General features: G+C 59.2%; 20 protein-coding genes. 14 read left to right on the top strand and 6 right to left on the bottom strand.

The features are described from left to right. Positions 1-21: 21 nt before the first annotated feature. From RBB82_RS06755 to RBB82_RS06740, 4 genes are all read left to right on the top strand, one after another. Positions 22-1,815, top strand: a complete 1,794-nt coding sequence (locus RBB82_RS06755; protein WP_433974357.1) for a MutS-related protein — start codon at positions 22-24, stop codon at positions 1,813-1,815. A 192-nt stretch (positions 1,816-2,007) separates the two neighbouring features. Beyond that, positions 2,008-2,766, top strand: a complete 759-nt coding sequence (locus tag RBB82_RS06750) for an electron transfer flavoprotein subunit beta/FixA family protein (RefSeq protein WP_433974356.1) — start codon at positions 2,008-2,010, stop codon at positions 2,764-2,766. Further along, positions 2,763-3,713, top strand: a complete 951-nt coding sequence (locus RBB82_RS06745; RefSeq protein WP_433974355.1) for an electron transfer flavoprotein subunit alpha/FixB family protein — start codon at positions 2,763-2,765, stop codon at positions 3,711-3,713. Before RBB82_RS06750 ends, RBB82_RS06745 begins: the two co-directional genes overlap by 4 nt. Positions 3,714-3,900: 187 nt before the next feature. Next, positions 3,901-6,582 (top strand): heterodisulfide reductase-related iron-sulfur binding cluster, encoded by a 2,682-nt coding sequence (locus RBB82_RS06740; protein ID WP_433974354.1) that lies wholly within the window; start codon positions 3,901-3,903, stop codon positions 6,580-6,582. Between the two features lie 10 nt (positions 6,583-6,592). On the opposite strand, the gene RBB82_RS06735 is transcribed toward RBB82_RS06740, so the two are convergent. Continuing rightward, positions 6,593-7,537, bottom strand: coding sequence for an alpha/beta hydrolase (locus tag RBB82_RS06735; protein WP_433974353.1), 945 nt, complete (start codon positions 7,535-7,537; stop codon positions 6,593-6,595). Between the two features lie 151 nt (positions 7,538-7,688). After that, positions 7,689-8,204: a septal ring lytic transglycosylase RlpA family protein gene (locus RBB82_RS06730; RefSeq protein WP_433974352.1), complete on the bottom strand. Its 516-nt coding sequence runs from the start codon at positions 8,202-8,204 to the stop codon at positions 7,689-7,691. A gap of 393 nt (positions 8,205-8,597) precedes the next feature. Between RBB82_RS06730 and RBB82_RS06725 the strand changes: the two genes are divergently transcribed. The 6 genes from RBB82_RS06725 (at position 8,598) to RBB82_RS06700 (ending at position 17,627) form a co-directional block, all read left to right on the top strand. Next, the gene (locus tag RBB82_RS06725) at positions 8,598-9,974 is read left to right on the top strand and encodes an MBOAT family O-acyltransferase (protein WP_433974351.1); all 1,377 of its coding nucleotides are present in this window, start codon (positions 8,598-8,600) and stop codon (positions 9,972-9,974) included. Positions 9,975-10,144: 170 nt separating this feature from the next. Further along, complete coding sequence (locus tag RBB82_RS06720) at positions 10,145-11,620, top strand: GDSL-type esterase/lipase family protein (protein ID WP_433974350.1); 1,476 nt, start codon at positions 10,145-10,147, stop codon at positions 11,618-11,620. Further along, positions 11,621-13,207: an SGNH/GDSL hydrolase family protein gene (locus RBB82_RS06715; RefSeq protein WP_433974349.1), complete on the top strand. Its 1,587-nt coding sequence runs from the start codon at positions 11,621-11,623 to the stop codon at positions 13,205-13,207. A gap of 99 nt (positions 13,208-13,306) precedes the next feature. After that, positions 13,307-13,543: an acyl carrier protein gene (locus RBB82_RS06710; RefSeq protein ID WP_433974348.1), complete on the top strand. Its 237-nt coding sequence runs from the start codon at positions 13,307-13,309 to the stop codon at positions 13,541-13,543. Positions 13,544-14,047: 504 nt separating this feature from the next. After that, a complete protein-coding gene (locus RBB82_RS06705) occupies positions 14,048-14,971 on the top strand; it encodes a 3-oxoacyl-ACP synthase III family protein (RefSeq protein WP_433974347.1) in 924 nt (307 codons plus the stop codon). A gap of 58 nt (positions 14,972-15,029) precedes the next feature. After that, positions 15,030-17,627, top strand: a complete 2,598-nt coding sequence (locus tag RBB82_RS06700; protein ID WP_433974346.1) for an AMP-binding protein — start codon at positions 15,030-15,032, stop codon at positions 17,625-17,627. Positions 17,628-17,698: 71 nt separating this feature from the next. Here the strand turns inward: RBB82_RS06700 and RBB82_RS06695 are convergent, their stop codons facing one another. After that, a complete protein-coding gene (locus RBB82_RS06695) occupies positions 17,699-18,331 on the bottom strand; it encodes a 5-formyltetrahydrofolate cyclo-ligase (RefSeq protein ID WP_433974345.1) in 633 nt (210 codons plus the stop codon). 110 nt (positions 18,332-18,441) lie between these two features. Between RBB82_RS06695 and RBB82_RS06690 the strand changes: the two genes are divergently transcribed. After that, positions 18,442-18,843: a putative quinol monooxygenase gene (locus RBB82_RS06690; protein WP_433974344.1), complete on the top strand. Its 402-nt coding sequence runs from the start codon at positions 18,442-18,444 to the stop codon at positions 18,841-18,843. Between the two features lie 18 nt (positions 18,844-18,861). On the opposite strand, the gene RBB82_RS06685 is transcribed toward RBB82_RS06690, so the two are convergent. Next, complete coding sequence (locus RBB82_RS06685) at positions 18,862-20,022, bottom strand: cation:proton antiporter (protein WP_433974343.1); 1,161 nt, start codon at positions 20,020-20,022, stop codon at positions 18,862-18,864. A 194-nt stretch (positions 20,023-20,216) separates the two neighbouring features. Beyond that, the gene (locus tag RBB82_RS06680; RefSeq protein WP_433974341.1) at positions 20,217-20,996 is read right to left on the bottom strand and encodes a VOC family protein; all 780 of its coding nucleotides are present in this window, start codon (positions 20,994-20,996) and stop codon (positions 20,217-20,219) included. Positions 20,997-21,118: 122 nt separating this feature from the next. On the opposite strand from RBB82_RS06680, the gene RBB82_RS06675 reads away from it, so the two are divergent. Next, the gene (locus tag RBB82_RS06675) at positions 21,119-21,766 is read left to right on the top strand and encodes a TetR/AcrR family transcriptional regulator (RefSeq protein WP_433974340.1); all 648 of its coding nucleotides are present in this window, start codon (positions 21,119-21,121) and stop codon (positions 21,764-21,766) included. 241 nt (positions 21,767-22,007) lie between these two features. Next, on the top strand, positions 22,008-22,571 hold the full coding sequence (locus tag RBB82_RS06670; RefSeq protein ID WP_433974339.1) for a hypothetical protein: 564 nt from the start codon (positions 22,008-22,010) through the stop codon (positions 22,569-22,571). A gap of 491 nt (positions 22,572-23,062) precedes the next feature. Here the strand turns inward: RBB82_RS06670 and RBB82_RS06665 are convergent, their stop codons facing one another. Next, a complete protein-coding gene (locus RBB82_RS06665; RefSeq protein ID WP_433974338.1) occupies positions 23,063-24,211 on the bottom strand; it encodes a lactonase family protein in 1,149 nt (382 codons plus the stop codon). A gap of 122 nt (positions 24,212-24,333) precedes the next feature. Between RBB82_RS06665 and RBB82_RS06660 the strand changes: the two genes are divergently transcribed. After that, positions 24,334-25,074, top strand: a complete 741-nt coding sequence (locus RBB82_RS06660; RefSeq protein ID WP_433974337.1) for an N-acetylmannosamine-6-phosphate 2-epimerase — start codon at positions 24,334-24,336, stop codon at positions 25,072-25,074. Positions 25,075-25,090: the final 16 nt, after the last annotated feature.

Here is a 25,090-nt window from a genome sequence, read left to right as displayed (position 1 = left end):
GAGGTAAGCGATAATACCTCTGTGCCTTCCCTCAATCCCTCCCCATCAGGGGAGTACAAGCAACGCCAGCAAGCCCACGAGATGCAGGTCGCGCACTTCGAAAGACTGCATCTCCGCTTCGGAAATCTCCGCCTTCTCGTAGTCGTTGCCACCCTGATTGCTGCCTGGTTCACTCTTCACGACGAAGCATTTTCCGTATGGTGGTTGCTTATTGGCGTCGCAGCATTCCTCGTCATAGCAATCCTTCACGCGAAGGTCCTGCGCAATCGTTCCTGCGCCGAGCGTGCCGTCGGCTTCTACCGCAGCGGCCTCGCCCGCATCGAAGATCGCTGGGTCGGCACCGGCCAGACCGGCGATCGCATCGACACTCATTCCAGCCTCTACGCTACCGACCTCGATCTCTTCGGCACTGCCAGCCTCTTCGAACTTCTCTCACTCTCGCGCACCCGCATGGGCGAGGACACGCTCGCCGCGTGGCTCCTCTCACCATCACCTGTCGCAGAAATCAAATTACGCCAGACCGCAGTCGCCGAACTTCGTCCCTACCTCGATCTTCGCGAAGACATAGCCATCCTCGGTGAAGACCTTAAAGTTGGTGTTCATCCGGAAGCGCTCACTCAATGGGCGGAGGCTCCGAATCAGCTCAAGCAAAGATCTCTCCGTTGGATCTCTCTCCTTCTCTCCTTCGCATCGATAGCGTCGGCAGTCTACTGGGCCGAACTCGGAGAAAAAACGCCATTCTTCATCGCCCTCATTCTCGCGAGCATCATCACCGCATCCCTGCGGAAGCAGACCGCCGAAATTCTCCACTCCACCGAGCACGCCCTCAAAGATCTTCAACTCCTCTCTTCGCTGCTTGCTCGTCTGGAACGTGAGCAGTTCCAATCCCCGCGTCTACAAACCCTCAGGGCCGATCTCTTTTCCCATCATCTCGCAGGCTCCCAGGCCATCGCCCGCCTGCGCACCATCGTCGAGTACATCAACGCACTCGAAAACCCCATCATGCGCGCTCTCAACGTGCCTCTGCTCTACGGAGTCCAGGTCGCGTACGCGGCAGAAGCGTGGCGCAGCGCTCACGGAGCAGCCGTACGCTCCTGGCTTCGCGCAATCGGTGAAGCAGAGGCGCTCCTCTCCCTCTCCGCCTACAGCTATGAGCACCCTGCCGATCCATTCCCCGAGTTCGTCGAAGGCTCACCCTGCATTACTGCTACAGAGCTGGGCCATCCCCTCATTCCCGCCGCAAAGTGCGTCCGCAACAACATCAGCGTCTGCGGAGAGACCAAAGTCCTCCTCATCAGCGGCTCCAACATGTCCGGCAAGAGCACGCTCATGCGCTCGGTCGGCATCAACACCGTCCTCGCGATGGCTGGCGGCCCCGTACGCGCCCGGCATCTGCAACTAACACCATTACAAATAGGAGCGAGCATCCTCATCAACGACTCGCTACAAGAAGGCAGCTCCCGCTTCTACGCCGAGATCACGCGCCTCCGTCACATTCGTGACCTCGCCGAGCAACGCCCTCCAGTCCTCTTCCTGTTGGACGAACTCCTTCAAGGCACAAACTCGAAGGATCGTCTCATCGGCGCCGAAGGCGTCGTCCGCGCGTTGCTGAACAGCGGAGCCATCGGCCTCATCAGCACTCACGATCTCGCCCTGACCAACATCGGAGAGCAGCGAGATAACCGTCTGCACAACGTGCACCTTCAGGACGAGATCGAAGACGGCAAAATGAAGTTCGACTTCAAGCTGCAGGACGGCGTTGTCACCAAGAGCAACGGAATTGAATTGATGCGCCTCATCGGTCTTAAAGTTTGATCACGGCACCCATTCGCGACACCCTCCGGAGTGCGTAATTCACACCATAAAAAGCCTACATTGACTAACTGAATGACCGTTCAGTATCCTTCTCCCGTTAGTGCGAAGTCATCGCGATCACCCAGATCTGAAAACGTTGAACAGCACCATCGAGTCAAAATACTTGATACACAAGAATGAGGTAGTGAAAACATGCGCATCCTCACTTACCTTCGGCAGGTTCTCGACGCCGAAGAGAGCGTACATGTAGCAAACGAGACGGTTGCTCTCGAAAACAGCAAACTCGTCATGGACACGATGGACGAGTATGGAGTCGAAGAGGCTCTACGCCTGCGCGAGAGCGGCACAGAAGCCGAGATCGTCGCCGTCGCCGTCGGCCCCGCCCGCGTGCAGGACGCCCTCCGCACCGCCCTGGCCATGGGCGCCGACCGCGCCATCCACGTCGAAACCGACATCCGCCTCGACGCCATCGCTCTCAGTAAAGTCCTCGCCCAGCTCGCCACGCAGGAAGAAGCGACCCTCGTCTTCTCCGGCGGCCAACAGGCCGATTGGGACAGCCACGCCCTCGCCGCCGCCACTGCCGAGCGCCTCCAGTGGCCCCAGGTCACCTGGACCAGCGCCCTTGAACTTTCCGGCACCACCCTCACCGGCAAGCACGACGCCGACGAAGGTAGCGAGTCCTTCACGCTCGAACTTCCCGCCGTCGTCACTACGCAGCAGGGCCTCAACGAGCCGCGCTACCCCACGCTCCCCAACATCATGAAGTCGAAGAAAAAAGAGATGCGCAAAGACTCCCTCGACCAGTTCAACGTTACTCCGAAGTTGAAGTTCATCAGCGCCGAGATCCAGGTGAAAAATCGCCTCAACAAAATCATCGATGGCAAAGATGTCCCCGCTGCCGCCGCGCAGCTCGTCGATCTCCTCCGCAACGAAGCAAGGGTGATCGCATGATTCTCATCGTCGTGGAGTACGCCAACGGAAAAGTAAGCAAGAGCACCTGGGAGATGGTCACCGCCGCGCGAGAACTCGGCCGCGAAGCTCCCATCACCGCACTGGTCCTGGGCAGCAACATCGCCGCAGTCGCAGCCGAAATCGCGAAAGCCGTCGATCAGGTCCTCGTCGCTGATCTGCCCGCGCTGGCCCAGTATGACCCCGAACTCTGGTCCGCTGCCGTCGCTCAGATCGCCACCGAAGGCGAAGCCTCCGCTGTCCTCATCGGCGGCAGTCGGAGCGGTCGCGAGTACAGCCCCCGCGTCGCCATCAAACTCGACGCCCCCCTCCTCGAAGACGTCATCAGCCTCAAAGCCAGCGGCGAGACTCTCACGGCACAACGCTACACCTACCTCGCGCGGGTCACCGAAACCATCAAAGCGACAGGTCCCATCGCTGTCGTTACTATCAAACCAGGAGTCTTCAGCCCCTCCTCCCCGCGCACCGAGGCAGCCGAGCAGTTCGACGTCGACCTCAACCTTCCCACGCCGCGTCTCAAGGTCACCGGGAAAACCGTCGAACGCAGCTCCCGCGTCGGGCTCACCGAAGCTGACATCGTAGTCTCTGGTGGTCGCGGTGTCGGTAGTGCCGAAGGCTTCACCCAATACGTCGAAGCTCTCGCCGACCAACTCGGCGCAGCCGTCGGCGCAACCCGCGCCATCGTCGACGCCGGCTGGCGTCCCTACTCAGAACAAGTCGGACAGACCGGCAAAACCGTACAGCCAAAAACCTACATAGCGATCGGCATCTCCGGCGCGGTACAACATCTCTCCGGCATGAACAAAAGCAAAACTATCGTAGCCATCAACCGCGATGCCGAAGCCCCCATCTTCAAAATCGCCGACTACGGCATCGTCGGCGACGTCACCCAACTCGTCCCTGCCATCCTCACCGAACTCAAGAAATAGCACGTAACATCTGTTCAACGACGAGTAAAAGAATCGTCATCTCGACCGAAGCGACAGACAGCATCATCGTCTGTCGCGCAGCGGAGAGACCACCGCATTTGCTCTTGTCTGTTCCAGCTCCATCGAATAGCTTTAGCTGGAACAGAATCGCGCAACCCGAACAACCAACACGAGCGGTGCCGGCCCAATGCTTCCATTCCCTCAGAAGATCGCCTTTCTCATCTTCGCCATCGTCACCCTCGCCCTGGGCCTGCAAGGCTTCTATCGGCTCTACCTCCGCATTCGCCGCGGCACCGCAGACCCCGAACCACGCTTCAACAATCTCCTCCGCCGCCTCGTCTACGCCCTCACCACAACGCTCACCCAACAGCGCACCTTCAAGAAGCGCCCTGCCATCGGCCTCTTTCACTCCTTCATCTTCTATGGCTTCGTCTTCTACGGCCTGGTCAACTTAGTCGATGCGGCCGAAGGCTACATTCTTGTGCCGTCAGGCATCAGCTTTTCTTCGAACCTCTTTGGCTTGGCTGTCGCCATTGTTCTCGTCATCGCTGCCTACAAGCTTTTCGCCGATATTCTCAGCTTCCTCGTCCTCCTCGGCGTCATCGCGCTCGTCATCCGCCGCTTTGCTCTGTCCAGCCGCCGAGACTTCCGCTTCAACCCGCGCACCCTCCTTCACCCCGACGTCCTCCGCAGCAAAATCCCCACCGACTCCCTCATCGTCTCCGCCTTCATCCTCTTCCACGTAGGCAGCCGCGCCATCGGGGCTGCAGCTAAAATCGCAATCGAAGACCCCGATAAATTTCAGCCCTTCGCCACCCTCCTCTCGCACCTCGTCAACCCCGCGCACGCAGAGGCATTGCGCATCTTCGGCTACTGGGGAGCACTCGGCAGTGTCCTCGCCTTCCTCGCCTACTTCCCCTACACCAAACACATCCATATCTTCATGGCTCCCGCGAAGTATCTCGTTGCCCGCGAGCCCACCACCGGCGTCCTTCCGCTCGCTGCAATCGATATCGACACCGAAGCCGACACAAAGACCATCGGAGCCAACAAGCTCGAAGATCTCGCATGGCCCCGCCTTCTCGACGCCTACGCCTGCATCCAGTGCAACCGCTGTCAGGACGTCTGTCCCGCCACCGCCACCGGCAAATCCCTCTCACCCGCCGCGCTCGAGATCAACAAGCGCATGGAGCTCAACGACCTCGCCTCGCAGCAAACCCCCTTCACCTTCACAGCTGCGCCGTTTGAAAAAAACACTCCAAGCCCCAATCCACTCCTGCAATTCGCTCTCTCCCCCGAAGCCGCGTGGGCCTGCACCACCTGCGGAGCCTGCATGGAGGTCTGCCCCACCCAAAACGAGCAGATGCTCGACATCATCGACATCCGCCGCAACCAGGTCATGATCGAAGGCGAGTTCCCCTCGCAGCTTCAATCCGCCTTCCGCGGCATGGAGCGCGCCCAGAACCCATGGGGCATCAACCACGAGCAGCGCCTAGCCTGGGCCGACGGCCTCAACGTCAAAACCACCGACGAAAATCCAACCCCCGATGTCCTTTACTGGGTAGGCTGTGCCGCAAGCTACGATCCTCAAGCTCAAAAAACTGCCCGCGCCTTCGTCGAACTCCTCAACCACGCCGACGTCAACTTCGCCGTCCTCGGAAAAAAAGAGTGCTGCACCGGCGACAGCGCCCGCCGCGCCGGCAACGAATATCTCTACCGCCAGCTAGCTGACAAAAACGTCTCCACCCTGAACACCGTGAAGCCCAAGCTCGTAGTCGCCAGCTGCCCCCATTGCATGAACTCCATCGGACACGAGTACAAACAGATCGGTGGCGACTACAAGGTCATGCACCACACTGAGTATCTCGAAACCCTCGTCGCCAACAAGAAACTCACCCCCACGCGGTCTGAGGCGACGATCACCTATCACGACCCCTGCTACCTCGGTCGTCACAACGGCGTCTACGAAGCTCCCCGCAACCTCCTCCACATCCTCGGCAATGCCACCCCCGAACTCCCCCGCAACCGCGAAAACGCCTTCTGCTGCGGCGCAGGAGGAGCGCAGTTCTGGAAGGAAGAAGAGGAAGGCAACGAACGCATCTCCGACAACCGCTTCCGCGAAGCCCAGCAAACCCTTGCGCCTGCCGCAGGAGAAAAGGTCCTCGCCGTAGGCTGCCCCTTCTGCAAGAGCATGCTCGGCAGCACCCCAGGTAAAGCCAACTCCGAAGACATCGCCATCAAAGATGTAGCCGAGCTTCTCCTCGAAGGCGTTCGCCGCAGCAAAGGCCTCACCACCCCCACGCCAAAAAGCGAATCCATCGCAACCACCGTCGTGCCGGACATATCAGAATCACCCGCACCTGCTTCTCCCGTTGTCGCCTCTCAAGCGGCCGAAACAATCCCAACAGAAACTACTCTCCCGGAACCTCCATCAGTCGAGCGCAAGAAGTGGCAACCTAAGTCGGCCATCCCCACGCAACACGCAGAGCAGTCGTCAGCAACAGTAGCCATCACCCCCACGCCAGCTTCGCCATCGCCAGCGGTTCCAGAACGAAAAAAGTGGCAACCCAAAACCACAGCCCTCACGCACGAACAGCAACCTGCTCAACAGCAGGCCTCCGAAATCATCGCGGCCCCATCACCTACGGTAGCCGAGGCTCAATCCGCACCGGCGCTCCAGCCCCCCACCAGCGCGTCCCCGACAGAACGCAAGAAGTGGCAACCGAAGTCACCCTCTTCGAATAGCCCTACCCCATCGGTCACCCCACCCGAGTCGGCCCCTCTACCGGCCGCAGAGCCCGAAGCTCCGACACCACCCGCCGACGCAGCCCCCGCTCGCAAAAAATGGACTCCAAAGAAGCCAACGTAGCGACCAGCCTTCAACCAACAGCCTTTACCCACTCCGCCACCTGCCTAAGCACGTCCTTAGCCTGCGGCAAAAATGGAAACTCATTCGCCGAAGCCGCAAACCCATGGTTCATCCCCTCCGCAAATACCTCAGTCACCGCCACCCCAGCCTCGACCAGCCTCTTCGCATAAGCCTGCCCCTCATCCCGCAGTACGTCGTACTCCGCCGTTACCACAATGGCCCTTGGCAGACCCGCCAGCGAGGACGCGAGCAGCGGTGCCACCCGAAAATCTCCAGCCTCTGCCTTGTCATTCAGGTAGTGATCCCAAAACCAGATCATCCCCTTCTGCGTCAGCCCATACCCCTCCGCATTCTCCACGTACGAAGCCGTAGCCGGCTCATAATAAGCCGTAGCCGGATACAGCAGAATCTGCCCGGCCAGTCCCTTCACGCCTTTATCCCTGAGTAACAAAGCCACCACGGTAGCCAACGTCGCCCCGGCACTATCGCCCCCAACGATCACCCGCGAAGCATCTCCACCCAACTCCCGCACATGCGCAAGCACCCACTCGGTCGCGGCAAGGCAATCCTCCAATCCCGCCGGAAACTTATGCTCCGGCGCCAGCCGATAGTCTACCGCGACCACCACAACACCCGCTTCTTGAGCCAGCGCCCTGCAGTAGGGATCATGCGTCTCGAGCGTACCCGTCACCCACCCTCCGCCGTGAAAGAACACAACCACCGGTGACGGCCCATCTCCGCTAGACCGATAAACTCGCACAGGAATCTCTCGGCCATCGGCCGGGACCGAACGATCTTCTGTCTTCACGCCGCTGTACTCCGGCATTGGCACAAACCGCGCCATCATCTCCCGTCGATGAAACCGGGCAAGCTCCGGAGTTTGTTCATGCTGGGGCGGATGTCCCAGCGCCTTCGCCTCATCCAAGATCCTCTGCAACCGTGCATCAATTGGCATACCGCCATCCTACCGCCCAGGCAGCCACACCAAAAACTCCATAGTTAAAACACCACCGGCACCCCGAAGGGCGCCGGCACGGTGAACGTCACAAAATAGCTAAAGCTGGAACTAAAGAATGTTCAAAATCATCCGATCAAGAGTCCAGGGCCTAGTTCTGGAAGGTCAGCAGCTCCAGCCTCACCGGATCAACACCCATACTGACCATCTTCAGCTCCCTGGCCGCGCCCAGAGACAGGTCGATCACCCTGTCCGGGAAGAGAACTCCACGATCGGTAATGGTCACAATGACGGATCGTTTATTGCGCAGATCGGTCACCTTCACCTTGCTGCCGAACGGCAGGGTGCGATGCGCGGCGGTCAGCTCGTTCTTGTCGAAGATCCGGCCGCTCGCTGTTCTGTGGCCCTGGAGCACCTCGCCATACCAGCTGGCAAAGCCGCTCTTGATTCTCTTCAATATCGGGGTCCTGGGAGGCTGGACGGTCGTAACGATCTCGGCGGTGGTGACATCATGCATCACCGTCGCCGGGCCCATGGCTAGCGCGGATGCCGGAGTGGCGTTGTCCGTCGCAAAGGCTGACAGAACGACCAGCGCCGCCAAAGTGACGGCGGTCCGGGTCCTTCCAATCAGGGTTGCTGCACGTTCGTTTCCGGGTATCAGTTCCATGCCTTAAGTATATGAAATTCAAGGCCTAAGCGGGCTTTTTTTAACGCAAAAATGACGCCCGGTTCATCACATCCAAGCCGCATTGTCAACCGATTTTGGGTTGCCTCGGAGCCTCAGAAAAGATGCAGAAAAATCTCCACTCGCCAACTCCTCGTTACAAAGGAGTTACTCCTGCCTCGATCAGAGGAGTTAATATCCGGGGTACATACTTTTTGTTTTTTTATTTCGTCCAACGCGCTGAGCGGGCTCATGTAACGATGTGCTTGAAAAGCAGGATCATCGATCTTCCCGAACGACAGCTTCCGGCGGCCAAAACGAGTTGGCCGCGGAATCCGTCCGGAAAACCCGAAATCCCTCTTCGACGCCCGACTTACCCCTTGAGGTAGCACCGTCATGTCCCCCTTAAGCCCAGCGTACTTCGCCTTTGCCGCCACAGCAATCACGCTGTATTGGCTTTGTTATCGCTGGAAAAACGCCCGTCTTTCCGTCCTTTTGCTCGCCAACGCCTTCTTCCTCGCCCGCCTCGCCTGGTTTTACCCCGTCCTTCTGCTGACAGCCGCAACCATCGACTACCTCGTGGGCCTCGGCCTGCAAAGAGTCCCCCGCGACCAGACTTCCCGTCGCCGAGCCCTCGTCTCCATCAGCGTCCTATTAAACGTCGGCCTGCTAGCCGCGACCAAGTGCATCCCCGTCGCGCTGGGCGAGCTCTACCGCTGGGTCTTCCCCCTTAGCCTCTCCTTTTACTGCTTCCAATCAATGACTTACACCATCAATCTCTTCCGCGGCATCGACCAGAAGGGAACTCGCAGCTATCTCACCCACCTCACCTCCGCCTCGCTCTTCACCGTCATCGTCGCCGGCCCCATCAACCGCATCTCCGACCTCATCAAGCAACTTCAGCAACCCTTCTCCCTCACTCCAACCCAGGGCGGCAGAGCCTTCCTCCTCATCGCCTCGGGCCTCGGCAAGAAGCTTCTCATCGCCGACTTCCTCTCCAACAACGTCGCCAACCGCATCTTCGACACTCCCACCCTCTACAGCGGGGCCGAGGTCCTCATCGGCGTCTACGCCTACGCCCTCCAGATCTACTTCGACTTCTCCGGTTACACCGACATCGCCATGGGCCTCTGTCTCCTCTTCGGCCTCACCGTCCCCGATAACTTCAACCGCCCGTACTGGTCCGTCAACATCGCCGACTTCTGGAAGCGTTGGCACATCACCTTCTCCAAATGGCTCCGCGATTACGTGTACTCTTCACTGCCAAACGCCTATCGCTGGAAGGGGGCACCCTATCTCTACCCCATCATCGTCTTTCTCCTCGGCGGCCTTTGGCACGGCCTCGGCTGGACCTTTGCCCTCTGGGGGCTCCTCCACGGCCTCGGCCTAAGCACTCTCCGCACCTACCAAACCTTCCGCGGCAAACGCGCTCCCACCCCTTGGGGCAGATACGTCGGCATCTTCATCACGTTCCACTTCGTCTGTCTCACATGGATCTTCTTCCGCTCCCCGGACGTCGCCACAGCCGTAGCCATCCTAGGCCGGCTAGCCTCTATGACGTTCTCCGTCAGCAACATCACGCTCCCCATCGTCGGCGTCATGCTCGCTGGCGTAGCTCTCCACGCAATCCCGGTCAAATGGTTCGATCGCACCGTCGAAGTCTTTGGCCGCGCTCCCTTCGTCCTGCAAGGCGCAGGCCTCGCCGCCGCCATCCTGCTCATCGAGTTCTTCGCAGGCCGCGGCTCAACCTCCTTCGTCTACAGCAACTTCTAACCAAATGACAGCTACGAAAAAGGAACCGCTAAATAATTCGTCATCTCGACCGAAGCAGCGGACGGCTTCATCGTCCGCTGCGCAGTGGAGAGACCCCCGTATTTTGCCTTTGCCGTTGCTCGTTCTTATATCCCGCACAAAGTCTTCGTCCAGAGTGCCCACCTAACTCAATGCCAAGCAACTTCCCAACCCAAACCCTCCTCGCCGCCGCAACCTTCGCGGCCATACTCCTCGCCGTGCACTACGGTCTCGACCGCACCAAGGGCCTGGACCCCACCTCAACCATCCGCCCCATCACCCAATTTCCCACCGACCGCACCTCCTACGTCCCCGTAGCCAAAGTCCCCATCCCCCCTGTCTCCCCAACCCTCGCCATACCCGACCCCAACGCCCGCGGCCGCTCGCCAAAAGACGCCGCCAACTCCACCCTCCAATCCGAATTCCTCATCGACGACAACGGCGTCCTCGACCACTTCTACGCAGCCCTCGAGAACCTCAGCACCGGCCCAAACAAACGAGATGTCCGCATCGTCCACTACGGCGACTCCCCCACCACCGCCGACCTCATCACCGGCGACGCCCGCGAACTCCTCCAACAGCGCTTCGGCAACGCCGGCCCCGGCTTCATCCTCATCGCAAAACCGTGGGCCTGGTACGGCCATCACGGCGTCGATGTCTCCGCCGACGGCTGGAAGATCGACACCGCCGTCGGCTCCATGCGCGAAGCCAACTACGGCCTCGGTGGCGCCATCTTCACCGGCTCCGTCGGCGCAACCAGCACCATCCACCTCAGCGCCCACGACTCCACCGCCATCGAAGTCGAGTACCTCGCCGAACCCAACGGCGGCAACCTCCAGGTCATCGCCGACGGCACCCCCGCAGGCACCGTCCAGACTGCTGCCGACACCAAACAAAACGCCGCAACCTCCATTCCCCTCCCACCCGGCACCAAAAAAGTAGAGCTCCGCGTCTCCGGCAGCCCCGTCCAACTCTTCGGCGTAGCCTTCAGCCGCGACAACCTTGGCCTCACCTACGACAGCATCGGCCTCAACGGCGCCTCCACCACCGTCATGTCCCGCGCCTTCAACCCCACCACCTTCGCCGCCTCACTCCAGCATCGCAACCCCGACCTCGTCGTCATCAACTACGGCACCAACGAGAGCGGCTTCCCCTCCTACGTCGAAAAGCTCTACGAGCCGGAGCTTATCCGCGCCATCGGCCGCGTCCGCGCCGCCCTCCCCAACGCCTCCATCCTCATCATGAGCCCCATGGACCGCGGCGAACGCAGCGGCGACCAGATCTCCACCATGCGCGCCATCCCCGAGATCGTCACCATCCAGCAGCGCGTCGCCCAGCAGACCGGCTGCGGCTTCTTCAACACCTACCAGGCCATGGGCGGCAGCGGCACCATGGCACGCTGGTACGACCGCCACCCCGCCATGGTCGGAGCCGACCTCATCCACCCCTCCCCGCAAGGAGCCCGCATCGTCGCCCAGCTTCTCACCGGCCAACTCCTGATAGGCTACGAACGATACATGCAAAATCACCAGCCTCCCCAAAACAAACCTTCAACTCCCGTCGCAGACGCAATACCAACGCAGGCCGCAACGCAAACTTCAATCGTCAAACCCACAGGGGTTCAATAGATGAAGCTTCGCCCGCTCCCCACGGCCCTCCTCCTGCTCTCCCTCTCAGCCGGCCTCACCCTGCACGCCGTCGAAACCGACACGACGGGAACGAAGTCCCCCTCCAAGACAAAGCGCGCCCCCGCCGCCAAGCCTCCAAAATCAAAAAAGCACTCCACAAAATCCACCACTCACGCCACCCACAAAACCACTGGCACCGCTCACACCGCGCACGTCTCGCTGAACACCCGCGAAATCATCACCGACCGCATCAATCACAGCCTGGCCAGCACCCGCGTCGGCATTGAAAACCCCCGAGCCCTCCGCCCCTTCTTCAATCAGCTCCATCAGCTCGAAGCCGACCCCCACGGCCAACTCGTCCGCGTCATCCAGTTCGGCGACTCCCACACCGCAGCCGACATGTTCACCGGTGCCCTCCGCACCCTCTTCCAAGACAAGTTCGGCAACGGCGGCGCGGGCTTCCAATACGCGGGCTACCCCTTCGCCGGCTATCGCATCCACGGCACGAGCCGCGCCCAATCCACCGACTGGCTCGCCCTCGGCACTCACCTCCGCGACATCGGCGACGGACTAGTCGGCATGGGCGGCGTCAGTCTCAGCACCGAAGCAGCAGGGAACTGGGTCACCGTCGACGCCGACGCAACCTCCCTCGAGGTCCAGTACCTCATCCAGCCCAACGGCGGCACCATCGAGATCCGCGACAACGACCAGCTCCTGGCCACCATCTCCACCGCCACCGGCCAGACCCTGACTCCCTCCGCAACGACCCAACCCACACCCGCTGGCACGAAAGCATTCCTCTCCGCCGACTCCACCCAAACAGACGCTACGGATGCCGTCGCAATCGATCCCGACCAGACGCTCCAGACCCAAGCGCCACAAACCCAATCAGTCGGAGCACCCGCAACCACACTCCCTACAGGCGAAGTCAGCGCAGGCCACTACAACACCACCATCCCTGCAGGTCATCATCACATCGAAGTCCTCACCACCCAATCCGCTCCCGTCCGCCTCCTCGGCCTTTCCATGGAAAACGCCGCAGGCGTCACCTACGAAGCCGCCGGTATCAACGGTGCCGAAGCCTCGCTCTTCCTCCGCTGGAACGAAGCCCTTCAGCAGACTCTCATGGCAGAGACCAACCCCGCACTCATCGTTCTCGCCTACGGCACCAACGAGGCTGGCGACCGCAACTGGACCGAAGAAACCTACGCCTCCCTCCTTCGCCGCATCATCGAGCGCTGCCGCCGCCTCGCTCCCAATGCCTCCATCCTCGTCGTCGGCCCACCCGACCGCGCCCTGCGCAACGGTCGCCACGGCTGGGCCGCCTTCGCCGGCGTCGACCGCATCGTCCAGGCCCAGCGCGCCGTCTGCCACCAGATGAACTGCGCCTACTGGGACCAGCGCTCCCGCATGGGAGGCTTCGGTTCCATGCGCGACTGGGTCGCCATCAGCTGGGCTCAACCCGACCACACTCACTTCACCGGCGAGGGCTACAACGAGTTGGCCAGCGCTCTCTTTTCCGATATAGTCCAGCAGTACGACGCCTACCCACCGCCCCTCGTTCGCGCCCAGAGTGAAACAAAATAGACAGCAGCGAAACAAAAATAGAGAGCAGTGAAAACGAAATAAACATCACTTCGTCAAAAGCTACGAAATTGGTTACAAATCACCCAGGCAGGCACCGCAATGAGCAAACAAGCAGGCATCCTCAAGGTCATCCACGCCGTAGCCGAGATCCCCAACGACCCCTCCCCCGATGAGTCCCTCTTCGACTCCGGCACCCTAGACTCCTTCACCCTTCCCGACCTCGTCACCGGCCTAGAAAAGGAGTTCAACGTCAAAATTCCCGACTCTGACCTCGTCCCCGAGCGCTTCGACACCGTCACCAAGATCGAAGCCTACCTCGACAGCCGCCAAACCTAGCGCACTTCCATCGCCACCACCCAACCAAACACCACCGAAACATCTGTCATTCTGAGCGGAGCGAAGAACCCCCGCATTTGCAGTTGCTGTTGTCGTTGCAGTTGCTCTTACCTCTCGTGTTCTCATCCCAGAAGGGGATCTGCGTTTGTCTTCGCGGTTGCCATTGTTCTTGCCGATGCCGTTGTCCTTATTTTTGCTTTGTTCTAAAACGGGCACCCACAAAATCGTCATCTCGACCGAAGTCGCGCGGTCTCATCGCGCGACGCAGTGAAGAGACCTCCGTATTTCGCAGTTGTCGTTGCAGTTGCTGTTGTCTGCCCTTTTGTTGTCATTTCTCACCCAGAGCGCAGTCGAAGCGGAGGAATATACTTCTCCTCTTTTCTAACCAATCTGAAATCAAATCGTCATCCAATCGCAGCATGCAACACCCTATCGTCAAACAGCAGCGCACACACCACGCCTCACGTTTTGCTTTAGTCTTGATCCAGCATCAGGAGCCCGCAGATGTCTTACCTCCGCGCCTTCGGCCATCACGTCCCCGACCTCGTCGTCACCAACGACGCACTCCAGGCACGCACCGGCCGCGACGCCACCACCATGGAAAAGAGTAGCGGCATCCGCGAGCGCCGCTACGCCCCCGAAGGCACCACCGTAGCCGACCTCGGCCACACCGCCGCCAACATCTGTCTCGAAAAAGCCAGCCTCACCCCGCAAGACATCGGCCTCATCCTCTTCTCCAGCGGCTCCTCTGAGCGCACCTTCCCCGGTCCAGCCTCCGTCCTCGCCGCCAAACTCGGCCTCACCGCAACTCCAGCCATCGACATCCCCGTAGCCAGCGCCGGCTCTCTCATCGCCATCGCCTTCGCCGCCGACCTCGCCCCCCGCTACGGCAACATCCTCATCGTCGCCTCCGAGATCATGTCCCGCCGCATCTCCGACGCCGACCCTGACACCGCCATCCTCTTCGGTGATGGTGCCGGAGCATGCATCGTCTCGCCCAACGAAGGCTTCGCTACCATCGCCGACGTATCCCTCTCCACCGACGGCAACTTCGCCGACGCCCTTCAACTCCCCCTTGGCGGCGCGATTGAGATGAAGGGCCTCGCCGTCATCCTGCAAGCCTCTCGCAGGATCCCACGCTCCATCGAAGACCTCCTCACCAAAAACAATCTCAAGCCCGCCGACGTCGGCACCTACCTCATGCATCAGGCCAACCTCAACCTCATTCGCAAAGTAGCCGCCGCCCTCACCGTCCCCGAACAAAGCTTCTTCTGCAACATCGACCGCTACGGCAACACCTCCTCCGCGTCTCTTCTCATCGCCGCCTCCGAGTGGCACGCCGCCAACCCAAAACCCTCAAAGCCTATCGTCCTCGCAGTCTTCGGCGCAGGCTTCAACTGGGGCAGCATTCTGGCGCTGCCAACGTGACCAGAAACAACATCACCAACACGGTCACCATTCGGAGAAGCCCACAACACCAAACTGCATGAGAACCCACCTGGCCAGCCTCGTCGAGGACTTCCGCAGCCACGCCACCGAGACGGCCGTGGTATCCCACCGCGGTGTGCGACGATACACAACCACCTACGGCGATATCGCCCAGCTCACAGGCAGATTCGCTGCCGAGCTAGAACGTCGCAACATCCTCCCCGGTGAGCGTGTCGTCCTCTGGGGTGAAAACTCCGCAGCCTGGATCGCAGCATTCTTCGGTTGTCTACTCCGCGGCGTCCTCGCCGTCCCCCTCGACGCCGCCGGCTCAACCCACTTCGCCCACCGCGTAGTCGCAGAGGTAACCCCAAGACTCATCGTCGGCGACGCAACTCTTCTCCATGCACTCGAGGCCGGTATCCCAACGATCGCTCTCTCACAAATAGCAGACAATCTACCACCGCAACCCAACTTCACCGTCGACGCCGCAGTGCAGGAAGACACTCCCTTTCAAATAGTCTTCACCTCCGGCACTACCGCAGAGCCAAAGGGAATCGTCCACACCCATCGCAACGTCCTCGCCAGCCTCCGCCCCATCGAAACCGAGATCGCGAAGTATCGCAAGTACGAGCGCTGGGTACACCCCCTGCGCTTCCTCCACACACTTCCGCTCAGCCATGTCTTCGGTCAGTTCATGGGCTTGTGGGTACCCGGAATTCTTGCAGCCGAACTGCACTTCGCCGACGCACTCGAGCCCGCGCGCACCATCGACCTCATCCGCAGCGAACGAATCTCCGTCCTCATCGCCGTCCCCCGCGTCCTCGGCCTCCTCAGAACGCACCTGCTGCAGCATCTCCCAACACTCTCCGCAGAATTGGAGAGCACAACCGGCTTGCCCATTCAAAAACGCTGGTGGCGCTTCCGCCAGGTGCATCAGTTATTCGGACTAAAGTTCTGGGCCGTCATCTCAGGCGGAGCTTCACTACCAAAAGAATTAGAGAGCTTCTGGAATCAACTCGGCTTCGCACTCATCCAAGGCTACGGCATGACCGAGACCGCAGCGCTCATCACACTCAACCATCCCTTCCGCATCGGCAAAGGCACCATCGGCAAAGCCCTCCCCGGCCGCGAAGTCCGCCTCAGCGACACCGGCGAGATCCTCGTCCGTGGCGACATGGTCTCGACCGCAACATGGCAGCGCGGACAAATGCAGTCCCGCGACGACGACTGGCTCGCCACCGGCGACCTGGCCGAACAAACTGAAGAAGGCGACTTCCGCTTCCTCGGCCGCAAGGGCGACACCATCGTCACCTCTGGCGGCCTCAACATCCATCCCTCCGACCTCGAATCCGCGCTCCTCCAGCAGCTCGGCGTACGCGGCTGCGCTGTAGTTCCCTGCGAAGTCGCAGGCAGCATCGAGCCAGTCTGCGTGGTCCTCTTCTCTGGCGATGACGCGGCCTTGCAGAGCGCAGTACGCGGCGCAAATCAAACACTCACGGAGTACCAGCACATCCGCCGCACCCTCCGCTGGCCCGAACTCGAACTCCCCTACACCTCATCGGGCAAACTCCTGCGCCGCAAGATAAAAGACTGGGCCTGCGCCACCATCCAGAATCGCTCCGCAACCCCAGTCCAACAAACCGATGCCCTCATCTCATTAATCGCCGAGATCACAGGAGTAGAAGGCGTACAAGGCGGCGACAACCTCCGCCTCTCCGAAGACCTCTACCTCGACAGCCTCGGACGAGTTCAACTGGCCTCCGCCATCGAGCAGCGAATGGGAGTAGAGCTGAGCGAAGACCACATCGCAGCGATGACAACACTAGGCGATCTCAGAAACGCTCTCAGCACGCGCGAATCTCCGCTCAACCCCACAGCCAATTCACCAGCCAATCCCGCAACACACCCCCAGGCGATCAATCTCGAATCATCGCCACAGCACGCACACCCACCGTTAGCTGAAAACCACACCTACCCACGCTGGCCATCATTCTGGCCCGTGAAAGCTCTCCGAACAATCACGTTGGAGACGATCGTAAGACCACTGATAGGCGTGCTCCTCGGACCTCGCGTCATCACACCCAGCACTCCAATCCCCTCCGGCCCGCTCTTAATCATCGCCAACCACGTCACCATGCTCGACAGCCCAATGGTGGTGTATGCCCTGCCAGTGCGCCTGCGTCAGCACGTAGCAGTCGCCATGTCCGGCGAGGTACTGTTAGACCTCAGGCAAGGCCGCAAACAGGGAAGCGTCCTACGAAGTCTCCTGGCGCCAGCTGGCTACTGGCTCCTCACCGCACTGTTCAATGTTTTCCCACTCCCACGCCTGCAAGGCTTCCGCCGCAGCTTCGCCCACGCAGGGCAGGCCCTCGATCAAGGAGAATCAGTCCTCATCTTCCCCGAAGGAACCCGCAGCCACAGCGAGCAGATGGCCGCATTCCGCCCCGGCATCGGTTTGCTCGCAGCACAATCCCGCGTTCCCGTTCTACCCGTCGCGCTGATTGGCCTCGCAACACTGCGGCCCGGCATCTCTAACTGGCTCCGCACGGGCCGCCTCGAGATCCGCATCGGCAACACCATCACAATGCCCGAAGGATCAACCCCCGCCGACTGGACTGCAAAGCTTGAATCCGAGATGCAGAAGCTCCACACCTGACCCAATGTTCACCCGCACCCGAATCAACTCCCACAAGCCAGCTTCTGCTACCGATTCATTGCCTGATCGAGTCAGGAAACTCCCGCAGAAGAAACACCAGCACCGTCTTCCGCTGATCGTCGTATCGTCTCCGCCTCGGTAACGATGTAGTCCATCGGCACGTCATACTGCTGAGGCACAATCGTCTCGAGTCGCAAAGACGCGAAGCCAATTCCGATACTAAGAGGCTTCGCTTCAGCCGCCCCGAGCGTCCTGTCATAGTAGCCTCCGCCGTAGCCCAGCCTGTAACAGCGGTCATCATAGCCAACCACCGGGACCACCAACGTATCAGGCACCACCACGCGAGACTCTGCCGGATAAGGGATACCGAACACACCGGCAGCCATCCGAACCTCCGGCTCCCAAAGACGAAACGAGAGCGGTTGTCCTCTCCCAACAACAATCGGCAATACACCAACTCCGCCCTCGGCGACAAAACGACGCATTAAGGGAAGCACGTCGATCTCCCCGCGAAACGGCCAGTAGAACCCAGCAACTCTTACCCGATTCGATCGGAGCAGTGAGTACACCCTATCGAGCACCATCTCACTGGCGCGCAGGCGATCCTCACCGGAAAAAGAAGCACGCCATTCGAGAAGCTCCGACCTCTTCTGCTTTCGCCACGCAATAAGCTCCGCGTCCTGCCCACTAAATTCAGATTTCACTAAGATCATCCTTACTAGGGTCGAGGCGGCTCAATCGATTCCGCTAAGAGCCAAGAAAAGTGTAGCTCCTCAGCAACCGAGACTGCGCCAACACGAGATAGGAGATAAGCATGACCACGAAACAGTTTTTATTCCTCACTACATCGGTGATCGCATCCTGTCTCATCGTAGCGAGCCCTCGCGCCTCTGCAGAACCAGATCAACCCCGCATCGTACGTCTGGCGGAGCTGGAGATCGATCCCGCCCAGTTGGAAGCCTGCAAGGCCGCACTCAAAGAGGAGATCGAGGCTTCGATTCGCATTGAGCCAGGTGTGTTGACGTTATATGCCGTCTCGGTAAAAGATCATCCCGATCAGATCAGGCTCTTTGAAATCTATCGCGATCAGGCGTCGTATCAGGCCCATCTGCAATCTCCTCATTTCAAGAAGTACAAATCCCTGACGCAGCACATGGTGAGGTCTCTCACGCTCGTAGAGACGGAACCTCTTCTGCTCGGCTCGAAGCCCGGATGAAGCTCCAGTGAGACGTCCTTAAGCTTCAGGAACTATCTCCGCAGAAGTAAGCTGACCAAGTCTTGGCAGAACAAAAGATGGAAGTATCGTCGAGATGGCAGCGTAGACCAGAAGTCCTCCATAGAGAGCGTCGTTTATGTGGAAAGTTGTCCGGAGTATTCCAGCAATAACCAGCGTAAAGATAAGAGTCGGGACAAGCGCAACTGCGACGCGAATCCCACCTTGCGATGTCCGTCCGGAAAAATAACGGCACTCGATCCAGTTCTTGACGACTCGGATCGGAATCACGACAGCCGAGAGAGCAAGGCCGTATAAGAGCGCCCTCAGAACCAACGCGTCCGTGGGAACCTCAAGCCCTTCATGGAAAAAATAGAACGGAACAAAAAAGGAGGCAAACAGCCGCACCGCATGAAGGTTCTCGTCAGAAGCCATTGTGGTCATACGTTCCTTCAGAAGCCCGGCGACGAGTCCAGCGATGAAGGCTCCCAATAAAACATGGACACCGAGGCTCTTGCTAATCACCGCGCAGATGATACCCACCATAAGCAGGAGTGAAAACTCCGACCCCCGCGCATAAGGAACAACGTATTTGTTCAATGCAAGGAAGAAGATGGGGGTGAAAATAATGAGCAGCAGAAGTTCGCCGCTGGAGATCGCGAGCGTCGTGATCGAGTCGGCCTGGGAGACCACAAATAACACTAATAAAGCTGTAATCTCGCCTGCGACTGCGCTGATGGTCACTTCAATCTGTTCGCTCGCATCGAGACCGGATTCGGGCAGCGTGTCGAGAATAAATCCCGTCGAAGAGGTGAAAAGGCCAAGTGCCAACAGCGCCGCGGGCTGCCAGGACATATGCAGATAGCGCATAGCGAGCCACGCCGCACCGATGAGGAACAAAGTCCGAACTCCCAGATGTCCGCTGAGGCGGGGGAGCTGGCGGCGAATCTCCAGCAGGTCGACTTCGAGACCCGCGAAGAGAAAGAGCGACGCGATGCCGAGCGTCGCCACGACAGAGAAGACATTGTCTTCTGCCAGCGACTTGAAAAAGCTTGCGACAACTATTCCAGAGACGAAGCAGGTAAGCGGCGCAGGTAGGCGAAAGCGTTGGAGAGCCCGCGGAACCACCAAAACGCCAAACACAACCGCGAGGTAAATCAAGGTCTGGGTGGGAATATGCATTTCGCGCTCGTATCCTATCGCGATGCGCAAAGCGCACCTCGGAGGAGTTGCCAATGACAATGCAAGTCGGAATATATCTGAAAGTGATCTCCGGCGCAGCCTTTTTCATGGCCAATCGCGAATGAACTTGTGTCGATATTTCCTTGGCCCTCTCTGCGCCAGGAACGGCTTTCAGGGCCAGGGAAACATCGCGTCTACGATTTTGGTCCCTGCATCAGGGCAAAGTGGCCGTCCTGATCGTCCGTACCCTGTAGGATCCGTGAGCCGCCGGGAACGTCCATGGGGGGCAGAAGCACCTTACCTCCCGCGTCGATCACACGCTGCTGCGCCGCTTCAATGTCATCGACGATGAAGTAGTACTGCCAGTGTGGCGGAATATCTTCCGGCATGCCCGGCCCTTTGCGGTTCATCATTCCGCCGGTATAGAGAGGCTGGTCGGTCCGAAACGTCTGGTAGGTGCCCATCGCTCCCATGTCGTGCGCGAGGTCCTTCTGCCAGCCGTAGTGCTTCGAGTAGTAATCGAAGGCCTTCGCGGAGTCGTCGGTAAGCAGTTCGTGCCAGCCCACGTTGCCCACTGTCATCTGACCCAGCCGTGGCGCAGCATCTTGTTTGCCCGGTTCGAAGAGGAGATACTTCACCTTCTGCGGGTCCATCACGACAGCGAAACGCCCCACGCCGGGGATAGCCTGAGCAGGCTTAACAATCGTTCCGCCATCAGCCGCTACAGCCTTCAGCTCGTCATCAAGATTTGCAGTGTGGATGTGGCCCACCCACTGGGCAGGGAGCTCAGGCGCGCCAGCGCCAGCCCAGGTCATCATTCCGCCGACGTCTTTGCCGTCTTTACCGAAGATCATGTAGGTGAATCCAGGCATGCCGGCGTCCCTGACATCCCATCCGACAACCTTCTTATAGAAGCTGACTGCCTTGTCCATATCGTTCGTGACAAGTTCGTACCAGATGAATCCGTCTGCCATTTTGCACCTTCCATTGAGCGACAAGTCGCTATCAAGTGAACACCGTCCACAAACGCTACCATTGACAAGTGGATGCTGTCCACAATCACCCCTTTCCGCGGTACACTTTTCTTGAATAGACAATGAACAAGAACGTCACGGTTGAGAAACGCAAGACCTTTCGTCATGGCGATCTGCGCAACGCGCTCCTCATAGCCGGCCTTGAGATGGCTCGTGTTGGAGGACCCGATGCAGTCATTCTGCGAGAGGCGACCCGGCAGGCAAGTGTCTCCCCCAATGCCGCCTACAGGCACTTCGCCAATCAGTCGGCGCTGTTGAACGCGGTGCGATCGGTGTGCATCTCGCATCTGGCGGCGGCGATTGAAGACGAGTTGAAGAAGTGCCGTCCAGGACGCAATCCGGAGGCATTTGCGAGAAAGAGTCTACGCGCAGTGGGCATGGGGTATCTGGGGTTCGCGATGAGAGAGCCTGGGATGTTTCGCACGGCCTTCTCGGTTCCACCGCCGGTTCATTCTCCTGATCCGGCCAATACTGCATCCATGGGCCTGAATCCGTTTCAACTTCTTTCGCTGGCACTGGATCGCATGCAGGAGTGCGGCTTGCTCAAGCGAAAAGCTCGTGAAGGAGCAGAATATCTTGCGTGGTCGACAGTGCATGGGCTGGCTCTTCTGGTGCTTGAGGGACCGCTCCACGCGATGCCGCCGCAAACGGTGCTGGCGCTCGGTGAGCGGCTCGTCATCATGGTGGAACGTGGTCTCAGCACAATGTAAAAATCCAGTGACTTGGCATCGTCTCAATCGAGTTCCTAAATTGGCAGCCCAAACTGAGCCTGCTGCCGCGAATCCCGAACCCCCGCTTCTTCACAAGTCCACGAACTGGTAATTTGCACACTAACCTCGAAGAATCGGGATAGACTTGAAGCCCAAGACGGAGGGTGCGACCTCTGGACAGGTAACCGGCTCTGTTCAATAAGCTCTCCAGAGTCTATTTCGCAAGCGACGGAGGATCAAAATGAGTAATCGCATGGGTGTTTTATCGCGTAGACTAGGGCGCTACGCGGGCGGCTTCTCATTCGCAACCGTCGCCTTCTTCGCAATCGGGTTGTATGCCGACTCCAACACGAAAGGCCAGATGGTATTCCTCTTCGCTGGCCTTGTTGTGGTGTGCCTCTTCGCCAGCTTCTTTTTGTGGCTGGCGCACGGCTTCGCGTGGGCGATGATCCCAGAGAAGCCCGCAGAGGAGAAGAAGCCTTCAGAGGCATTGAAACCTGCGGAGACGATGAGACCTGCGGAGGCAATGAAACCAGCCGAACCGATGAAAGCTGCGGAGCCGATGAAACCAGCAGAGTCGCTGAAGCCTGCGGAACCGCTGAAGCCTACAGAGCCGACGAAACCTGCGGAACCGGTGAAACCCGCAGAGGCGATGAGCCATGCAGAGGTGAAGAGGCCTGCAGAGGCGATGAAAGTTGCTGAGGCGATAAAAGCTGTGGAAGAGAAGAAGCCTGCGGAGGTGATCGTCTCAGAGGAGGATCCTCCAGACGCGAAATACACCATCACCGGAAAGCGCATCTACTGACCCTGGAGAATTCGTCAAACTGCTCTGCAATCGCGGAGGCTCTGCAATAACAAGAGTGAGACGCCGCCGCACGCCCTGCGATTGTTCTCCGGCAGGGCAAACACTCAATGACGTTGTTATGCGTGCAGAAGCTGATTCGTAACAGTAAACGCGCTTTTCGGAATCTATCGACAGTTCGTGTTTTGCCGATAAAATGCACCGAAATCTTGTCAAGCCCCCAACTTGCGAAAACCCGCGCCAATCCAGCACATTCGCGTGGCGTATGAGTTACCTTCCAGCAGCTATACTTAAATCAAGCATGGAAAAAGCCCCACGATCTTCGGGGCTTTTTCCATTTTCGAAGGGATAAAAGCGATAACTCGTTTGGTTGGACGTATTTAGCTGTAAGCCATTTAGAATGACGTATTTGCAACGAGATGCGACCCGTAAACGATTGTTTATAAATGGCTTACGCGCGGGTAATAGGGGGGGGGTGCCCCCCTGGAAAGATGCTAAGCAAAGACCAGACACTGCGGTCGTGCCAGCGGAACGGTTGTCCCCGTGTTAGTTAACTTTCCGGTCTTCACATCCCGAGAGAATATCGAGAGAGTGTCGGACTCCTGGTTTGCCACCAGCAGCCACCGTCCACTCGGATCGAGCGTGAGATGACGCGGAACCTTGCCTCCACACGGCGTCCTGTCCACGAGTGTCAGCTTGCCATCCGTGGCAGAGATTGAAAACGTAACGATGATGTCGTCAAATCGATCCGTCGCATAGGCGAACTGGCCATGCGAATCGATCACAATATCATCCCCATTCGTAACAACTGAGACGTCGTCAGGTTTCATCTTGATCTCCTGAATCGTCTCCAGTGTTCCGGCCTTCGAGTTCCAGTGCAGCACCACCACCGAAGATGCCATCTCGGTGACGCAGTAGACGAATCTGCCGTTCGGATGAAACTGCAACGCACGCGGACCCGCACCGGGAGCTGACTTCCACGCCGCAGGTTCGTTCGGCGTCAACTTCGCCGTCGCCGCATCCAGCCGATAGATATGAATCTCATCGAGCCCCAGGTCATTGACGAACAGGAAGCGGTTATCCGGCGACACCGTCACGCGATGCGCGTGCGGAGCCTCCTGCCGCTCCTTGTCGGGGCCGTGCCCATTGAACTGAAAGAACGAAACCGCCGGACTCAAAGCACCATTGGCACCGACCGCATACGACACAGCGCTGCCTCCACCATAGTTGGCCCCGAACGCGGCCCGTCCGGTGTGATCGAAGGAGACATGACAGGTACCTCCGCCCTTCGAAGGCTCCTCGCTGATCTTGGTCAACCGCGCGCTGGTTCGATCAAGCGAATACGTCGAAACGGCTCCGCTCTTCTGCCCCTGATACACATCCAGCTCATTGGCCACAAGCAAAGTCTTTCCATCGGGAGCCAGAGCCATAAAGGTAGGGTTATCCGCCTCCTCAGCCAGCCCAATCAGCTTCAGCTCACCGCCGATAAACGAGTACGCATAGATTCCCTTACTGGTACCCGAGGTCTGCGTCCCAACCAATAACAACCGTCCACCATCCTTCGCCTGAGAAAATCCAATTCTTCCCGCCGCTGATAAAGCAGCCGAACCAACAATAAATCCACGACGCGTAATCCGTTTCAAATCACCGCTCCTTTTCTCTCATCCACAATAGCGCGATTTATAGATATTCTGTTTCTTGCAGCGCGTTGTTCCGCTTCATTCGTCCAACAGTAGTCTCTAAGGGACCAAAAGGAACGCTCCAAGTGTCTCAAGGCTCAAAGGCCTCATTCAACGCCGTCTTCGAACGCCTTCGCGGCCGTCTCATCGTCTCCTGCCAAGCCTCTGAAGGCGATCCGCTGGACGATCTCGACACGCTCACCCGCATTGCAGCCTCGGTCCTGCGCGGCGGAGCAGGCGGTCTCCGCGCCGAAGGCATCTCCCGCATCGCCGCCTTTCGCGCCATCACGGAACTTCCCATCATCGGCATCATCAAGGCCTATGATGCGAACGGAGACGTCTACATCACTCCCGACTTCGCCTCCGCCAAGGCTATCAGCGACGCTGGAGCCGATATCATCGCTCTCGACTGCACCGCTCGACGTCTCACGGCCGCCGAACCTTGGCCCGAACTGATCTCCCGCATCCACACCGAACTCAATCGCCCCGTCCTCGCCGACATAGCCTCCCTCGAGGACGCCCAAGCTGCCGAACGCGCCGGATCCGACGCCGTCGCGACCACTCTCTACGGCTACACCGCTGAGACCGCCGGCATCCGCACTCCTTCCTGGCCCATGATCCAATCCCTCATCGCACACTTGACAGTACCCGTCGTCGTAGAAGGCCACATCACGGACCCCCCGCAAGCCCAGTGCGCCCTCGAATTGGGCGCAACAGCCGTCGTCGTAGGCTCAGCAATAACTCGTCCCGAAACGATCACCACCCGATTTGTGCACGCGACGCAGCAGAAGGATCAATCAAAATCCTTCGCTGAATCACGTACATAGTTGTATAGTCATCTAG

It is taken from the genome of Tunturiibacter lichenicola, from assembly GCF_051013355.1.
Taxonomy (GTDB): domain Bacteria; phylum Acidobacteriota; class Terriglobia; order Terriglobales; family Acidobacteriaceae; genus Edaphobacter; species Edaphobacter lichenicola_F.
The sequence above is the reverse complement of the archived record's forward strand: the minus strand, read 5'-3'. Positions and strand labels throughout refer to the sequence as shown.

What these genes read in the sequence shown, in the direction of transcription:
- RBB82_RS06710 (WP_433974348.1), top strand. Translation starts at nt 13,307, where the DNA reads ATGAGCAAACAAGCAGGCATCCTCAAGGTCATCCACGCCGTAGCCGAG.
- RBB82_RS06715 (WP_433974349.1), top strand. Translation starts at nt 11,621, where the DNA reads ATGAAGCTTCGCCCGCTCCCCACGGCCCTCCTCCTGCTCTCCCTCTCA.
- RBB82_RS06735 (WP_433974353.1), bottom strand. Translation starts at nt 7,537, where the DNA reads ATGCCAATTGATGCACGGTTGCAGAGGATCTTGGATGAGGCGAAGGCG.
- RBB82_RS06725 (WP_433974351.1), top strand. Translation starts at nt 8,598, where the DNA reads ATGTCCCCCTTAAGCCCAGCGTACTTCGCCTTTGCCGCCACAGCAATC.
- RBB82_RS06680 (WP_433974341.1), bottom strand. Translation starts at nt 20,996, where the DNA reads ATGGCAGACGGATTCATCTGGTACGAACTTGTCACGAACGATATGGAC.
- RBB82_RS06690 (WP_433974344.1), top strand. Translation starts at nt 18,442, where the DNA reads ATGACCACGAAACAGTTTTTATTCCTCACTACATCGGTGATCGCATCC.
- RBB82_RS06700 (WP_433974346.1), top strand. Translation starts at nt 15,030, where the DNA reads ATGAGAACCCACCTGGCCAGCCTCGTCGAGGACTTCCGCAGCCACGCC.
- RBB82_RS06685 (WP_433974343.1), bottom strand. Translation starts at nt 20,022, where the DNA reads ATGCATATTCCCACCCAGACCTTGATTTACCTCGCGGTTGTGTTTGGC.
- RBB82_RS06745 (WP_433974355.1), top strand. Translation starts at nt 2,763, where the DNA reads ATGATTCTCATCGTCGTGGAGTACGCCAACGGAAAAGTAAGCAAGAGC.
- RBB82_RS06705 (WP_433974347.1), top strand. Translation starts at nt 14,048, where the DNA reads ATGTCTTACCTCCGCGCCTTCGGCCATCACGTCCCCGACCTCGTCGTC.
- RBB82_RS06750 (WP_433974356.1), top strand. Translation starts at nt 2,008, where the DNA reads ATGCGCATCCTCACTTACCTTCGGCAGGTTCTCGACGCCGAAGAGAGC.
- RBB82_RS06720 (WP_433974350.1), top strand. Translation starts at nt 10,145, where the DNA reads ATGCCAAGCAACTTCCCAACCCAAACCCTCCTCGCCGCCGCAACCTTC.
- RBB82_RS06730 (WP_433974352.1), bottom strand. Translation starts at nt 8,204, where the DNA reads ATGGAACTGATACCCGGAAACGAACGTGCAGCAACCCTGATTGGAAGG.
- RBB82_RS06740 (WP_433974354.1), top strand. Translation starts at nt 3,901, where the DNA reads ATGCTTCCATTCCCTCAGAAGATCGCCTTTCTCATCTTCGCCATCGTC.
- RBB82_RS06670 (WP_433974339.1), top strand. Translation starts at nt 22,008, where the DNA reads ATGAGTAATCGCATGGGTGTTTTATCGCGTAGACTAGGGCGCTACGCG.
- RBB82_RS06675 (WP_433974340.1), top strand. Translation starts at nt 21,119, where the DNA reads ATGAACAAGAACGTCACGGTTGAGAAACGCAAGACCTTTCGTCATGGC.